Below are 5,419 nucleotides of genomic sequence, written 5' to 3'. Positions count from 1 at the left end.
AACTTTTATGAACATACGTGGTGCTAAGTTTTGCGACAACTGTGGGAAATCAAACTTTACGCAATCGTTAAAAGATAAAAAAATCGAATGTCAAAAATGTGGGCATACTATTTGAGCAATGTGAACATAACAAGGCGTTCAAGTGGGATTCATGCCGCGTGGCATTTTTGGTATGCGGTTGGTTCTGGTGGTGAAAGTGTCTGCGGAAAGTTGGTTTAGGCGGCATTCACCCCTTAACGCAGCGTTATGTGTAATCAGAGGAAAATGCATGGAAGTACAGCTAAAAGTAGGTAGTGACTCCTTATTCGCAGAATCTTTAACCAAGTCAAATATGGCAAGTTACTATCAAACTCGTGGGATAATCTGGGATCACAATCAGTTTCTAAGTAGTTGGGAAGAATTAGATAATTACGAAGTCCATCTAGACCAAGCTCGTGTTGGTGTTCTCCGTTTTAGCTATAGTGGCGATACTACCTTCTTGAGGGACTTTCAAATTTTGCCTGAGTTTCAGGGCAGAGGAATTGGGGCAAAGTGTCTCGAACTAGTTGTTAGACATGCGCTTAAAAGACAATCCACTAAGCTAGTTTTGCGTGTGTTTAGTGAAAACCCAGCAATCAGCCTGTATGAGTCCAAGGGCTTCGTTAGAACATCTGAAGTCAAAGGGTTGGTTGAAATGGAGATCCCTTTAAGTTCAAACACATAACAAGCAATTTAAGAGGGATTCACAACGCTTGGCATTTTTGCTTCTACTTCAAATTTAGTGTTTATGGCACAATGCTTTAGGTTTGGGTGGAGGCGTTGTTCACCCCTTAATTGGGCGTTAGCAGTTCAAGGAGGACGAAATGATTGAAAGGAAGCGAGGCATTTACCAAGGTCGAAATAAGTCCTCTGCATATAAAGACTTAGTTTGGACGGTTGCGACTTCATCGGATACAACATTAGATATTGTTGGTCAAACCAAACTCACGCTGGAAACGATTGAACTAAATCTAGAGGAGTTGGGTTCAAATAAAACTCAAATTGTCAGCGCTCAAGTGTTTATCGCTAATATGCTAGATAAACCCAAAATGGATAACGTTTGGTGTGAATGGTTAGGTGAAAACCCCGAACATTGGCCTCAACGAGCATGTCTTGGTGTTGCGTTAGAAGGTGATGTGCTTATTGAAGTTACAGTAACGGCGGTAAGGCGTTAGAACACTGCTAACAAAGCGTTTAAGGCAGATTCGCAACGTGTGGCATTTTGGGTTTTAATCGGCTTTAGTGTTTACGGCACAATGGTTTAAGTTCAGTGGTGGCGTTGCTCACTACTTAACGCGGCGTTATGTAGCAAGGAGATACGGTGTGCTTAACTTTTTGAATAAAAAGTCTTATGTTCAGTCAGTCGCTAAAGATGTAGCTCCTAAACTGTGTGCTAAGTTTGGGAAAAAGCTCGTCTATTCGTCTCAGGAAATTAGTTGGGCATTGAGTGAGATTAAGCGCAGTGATGACCAGTTCTATAAGTCAGTTTCTTATGGCATGTTGTTGCCTTACAGCAAAGAGTTGGCTATCGAGTTACAAGAAGACTTAGGCGACTTGTTAGAGTTTCAAAAGTCTGTTGGAGAGATCTTATTTAACGTGTCGGAAGTTCCTTCTTTTGAAAGCTACCTGTTATATGCAGAGGTAAATTCAGCACCTAAATGTAGTGTTACGAACACGACTTTAGATAGTTCCGGTGGAGTAAACTTTCTTGATTTTGGTGGCGCTGACTAGCTACATAACAAGGCGTTCAAGAGGGATTCATGCCGCGTGGCATTCTTGGTATGCGGCGAGTTTTGGTGGTGAAAGTGGTCTGCGGAAGGTTGGTTTAGGCGGCATTCACCCCTTAACGCAGCGTTATGAGCTAGGAGGAAATTTTACATGGAATACATCATTAGATCTGCTTCAGAATCGGATGCGAGTGGTATCAATGAAGTCTCAGAACACCTTGGCTATTCTCAGTTATCCTCCACTGAATCGACCACAAAACTTCATGAATTGCTCAATTCTACTCAAGACCAAGTATTTGTAGCAGAGTGGCAAGGTCGAATTATAGGTTGGCTACATCTTTTCTATGCTAGACGTCTCGCATCAGATAACTTTTTTGAAATTGGTGGTTTAGTTGTTTCTCCTGAAAGTCGTGGTCATGGTGTTGGTCGCGCTCTAGTCCAACATGCTCAAGCTAAAGACTTGGGTAAACTCAGAGTACGCTGTAACGAAAAGAGGCTTGATGCACACAATTTTTACAAAAGTATTGGCTTTAATAGCAATAAGGTTCAGCGGGTGTTTCAAGTGCGCTCATAACAAACAATTTAAGAGGGATTCCCAACGCTTGGCATTTTTGCTTCTACTTCAACTTTAATGTTTACGGTACAATGCTTTGAGTTGGGTGGTAGCGTTGCTCACCCCTTAATTGGGCGTTAGCCAGCAATAGTAAACGGAGGATTTATGGTTAAAAGAAAAAAAGGGTATTTCCGTGCAATCACACTCTATGATATCGCGGTCGATGCTAGAGATAGAACTAAAGAGCATCCTGAACAAGCGTTAGTTAGCTTAATGTTTTCATTTAATGCACTTGAAGCCTTTATTAATGAGACCGTTACTTGTTGCAAAATGACAGTAGGCGGAAGGTTTGCAGAGCATGAGAAAACATTTTATTCAGTGATGAATGATTTGCAAAAAAATAAAGCTTCAACTCAAAATAAATTCGAAATTGGAAGGTTATTATTAAGTGGCTCATCTTGGAATCATAACCAAAAACCTTATCAGGATTTCAAGTTACTTATGAAAGTGAGAAATGAACTAGTACATCGTAAGTCTGAAATACATGAAGATGAACTTATTATAGGTACTGGTTACCCTGAGAAAACGCTTAAAGATCACCCACGTTTTTTCACCGACTTGCAGTCTAAAAATCTTTTTAATTCACAAGATTTAGAGTGTAGTTGGATAGACCTTATTCAAAATGAATTATTTGCAACGTGGTGCTGCGATACCGTATTGCAGATGATTCAAGAATTCCTACATTCGATTCAAGATGTACCAGGTAGTAAGCTAAAGCCAAAAATGCTTGAGACCTTTGATTTCACTGCGGACAAAGCTGGCTAACAAACGCTTCAAGAGGGACAGCCAACGCGCGGCATTTTTACTATGCGTTGGTTTTCGTGATTACAGTGTTATGCGGAAGCTTGGTAGTAGCGTTGGCTGCCCCTTAAGCGGGCGTTATGTTTAATCACGTAAAATCAGAGGTTTATGGTTTTTCTTTATTCCCTCGGCTGATTGGTTTTGTGCTTGTCGGCAAGTTGGCTTCTGTGAGCGCTGTTTTTCGGACACTTATTCTTTGGCGCTGGAAATTCAGAGAGTTGCCTCAATCAGTTTTCGCGTAAGCGCGAGGTTAGGGTGGCTGGCTCAATCGGTAGTTTGAACTTAGGTTTTTGAGTTTTAGCCGCCAAATTTCAAAGTCCGATTTTCAAAACTATGAGTCATTTCGGTTTTCTAAGTTTTGGCTTTTGTTTGCAAATCAAAGTCGAGTTAATCTTGGCTCTATTAAAAAGTAACCCATTGAAGCTTAAGCATAACAAGGCGTTCAAGTGGGATTCATGCCGCGTGGCATTTTTGGTATGCGGTGAGTTTTGGCGGTGAAAGTGGTCTGCGGAACGTTGGTTTAGGCGGCATTCACCCCTTAACGCAGCGTTATGCATTTGGAGGAAAAATGTCGGAATTTCCAATATATAAAGGTAAGCCAACAGCCTATCTAGATCAGAATGTTTTGGATATATTCGTTAAATACGGGATGAGTGAATTTGCAGTCAACTTACGTGATTCTTTCCAAGTGATCTATTCAGACGAAACGCTTAAGGAAATTAAGCGCTCAGGTGATCAAGCAGACAAGTTTCTTGATGTTTTGAATAATCTAAACGCTTTTCACTTGAAACATGTGCTTACTCGAAACTTTGAGCCGACTGATAATGTAACGATTACTAAACGGGATGCGTTTGAAGCATACCAAGAGTATTGTGAACAGGAGCCGATTTACCAACAGTTACAAGAGTCGTTAGTTCAATCTAATTTTAAGTCGTTTGGAGGTAGAAAAGGGGATTCATTTGATCAAATTGCTCAAGAGCAGAATGAAGTGTTTTCAGAATTAATGTCAACCATCAGAGAACAAGCTAGGCTGCTTGAAAAAAGTCATCCTGAACTTGCTCGCGTAATGGACAGTTATGCCGAAGTTGCACAGGTCAAAATGGAAGTAGCTCTTAAAGAGTCAACTTCACTAATGAAGCAGAACGTAAAAAATGAACTTGATTGGTCTGGAGTCAAAGAATTTAGGAGTTTTGTAAACATTGGGCCGAAAGAACTTAATAATATATCAGCCCCCAATGTTCTTGAAAAAATTTGGGAGCAGTTTAAAGATAAAGAACCTTACTGTGGCTTGGACTGGACGCTGGAAGACTTCTTTTTAATTAAAAAAAGCTTAATTTACCCTGATAAGCCTTACTTTAAATATCAAAAAGTAACGGCTATTTATAATCACCTGAATTTTATTGGATTTCATCCTGATTCTAAAACTTATAAAGAAAGACGTTTTGTTGCGGCAATGAGCGATTTGGGTCATGCATCGATAGCTTCGTTTGCTCATGCACTGTTTTCTCGGGATGAAAGTTTTATTATTAAAACAAGGGCTGCATATGAGTATCTAGGTATAACAACTCAGGTTTTTCTGGTTAATTTGGAAAATGCATAACAAAGCGTTTAAGAGGGATTCATGCCGCGTGGCATTTTTGGTATGCAGTGAATTTTGGTGGTGAAAGTGGTCTGCGGAAGGTTGGTTTAGGCGGCATTCACCCCTTAACGCAGCGTTATGCTTAATCACGTAAAATCAGTAGCTTATAATTTCTCTCTGTTCCCTCGGTTGGTCAGTTTCGAGTTTGTCGGCAAGTTGGCTTCAGTAGGCGCTATTTTCCGGACACTCATTCTTTGGCGCTGAAAGTTCACAGAATTACCTCAATCAATTTTTGGGCAAGCACGAGGTTAGGGCGGTTGGTGCAATCAGAAATTTGATCTCAGGTTTTCGTGTTTTAACTGCCAAGGCTCAAAGTCAAAATTTCAAAATTATGAGTCATTTCAGTTTTTTAGGTTTTGCCTTTTGTTAGCTAATCCTAGTCGAGTTAATCTTGGTTTTGGTAAAAATGTGGGCGTTGAAGCTTAAGCATAACAAAGCGTTTAAGTGGGATTTGGCACGCGTGGCATTTTCGGTTTGCGTTGAGTTCGGTGGTTACGGCACTGTGCGGTAGCTTTTGTGTTACGTGCCTGCACCCCTTAACGCGGCGTTAGGCATAAGGAAATTATGGAACTCATTCAGCTAAATGAAAATGAGCTAAAAATGTTGCGTGATGGTCAATCT

6 protein-coding genes are annotated in these 5,419 nt (G+C 40.6%); all 6 read left to right on the top strand.

The window, feature by feature from the left end; translation table 11 throughout:
* Window positions 1-268 precede the first annotated feature (268 nt).
* The 6 genes from LZU85_RS20250 to LZU85_RS21210 all read left to right on the top strand — a co-directional run bounded on the left by LZU85_RS20250 (window position 269) and on the right by LZU85_RS21210 (window position 4,759).
* Entirely contained in the window at window positions 269-703 is a 435-nt protein-coding gene (locus tag LZU85_RS20250; RefSeq protein WP_025536967.1) for a GNAT family N-acetyltransferase, read from the top strand.
* Window positions 704-842: 139 nt separating this feature from the next.
* Window positions 843-1,193: a RidA family protein gene (locus LZU85_RS20245; RefSeq protein ID WP_206635686.1), complete on the top strand. Its 351-nt coding sequence runs from the start codon at window positions 843-845 to the stop codon at window positions 1,191-1,193.
* A 148-nt stretch (window positions 1,194-1,341) separates the two neighbouring features.
* On the top strand, window positions 1,342-1,749 hold the full coding sequence (locus LZU85_RS20240) for a hypothetical protein (RefSeq protein WP_237288349.1): 408 nt from the start codon (window positions 1,342-1,344) through the stop codon (window positions 1,747-1,749).
* Window positions 1,750-1,896: 147 nt separating this feature from the next.
* On the top strand, window positions 1,897-2,319 hold the full coding sequence (locus tag LZU85_RS20230) for a GNAT family N-acetyltransferase (RefSeq protein WP_206636847.1): 423 nt from the start codon (window positions 1,897-1,899) through the stop codon (window positions 2,317-2,319).
* Window positions 2,320-2,463: 144 nt separating this feature from the next.
* Window positions 2,464-3,123, top strand: coding sequence for a hypothetical protein (locus tag LZU85_RS20225; RefSeq protein ID WP_189018350.1), 660 nt, complete (start codon window positions 2,464-2,466; stop codon window positions 3,121-3,123).
* 517 nt (window positions 3,124-3,640) lie between these two features.
* Window positions 3,641-4,759: a hypothetical protein gene (locus LZU85_RS21210; RefSeq protein ID WP_237288348.1), complete on the top strand. Its 1,119-nt coding sequence runs from the start codon at window positions 3,641-3,643 to the stop codon at window positions 4,757-4,759.
* Window positions 4,760-5,419 lie beyond the last annotated feature (660 nt).

This window comes from Vibrio floridensis (assembly GCF_021852965.1).
Taxonomy (GTDB): domain Bacteria; phylum Pseudomonadota; class Gammaproteobacteria; order Enterobacterales; family Vibrionaceae; genus Vibrio; species Vibrio floridensis.
This window is presented reverse-complemented; position numbering and strand designations above follow the sequence as displayed.

Excerpts from the sequence above, each read along its gene's own strand:
- LZU85_RS20250 (WP_025536967.1), top strand. The coding sequence starts at position 269 with ATGGAAGTACAGCTAAAAGTAGGTAGTGACTCCTTATTCGCAGAATCT.
- LZU85_RS20245 (WP_206635686.1), top strand. The coding sequence starts at position 843 with ATGATTGAAAGGAAGCGAGGCATTTACCAAGGTCGAAATAAGTCCTCT.
- LZU85_RS20230 (WP_206636847.1), top strand. The coding sequence starts at position 1,897 with ATGGAATACATCATTAGATCTGCTTCAGAATCGGATGCGAGTGGTATC.
- LZU85_RS20225 (WP_189018350.1), top strand. The coding sequence starts at position 2,464 with ATGGTTAAAAGAAAAAAAGGGTATTTCCGTGCAATCACACTCTATGAT.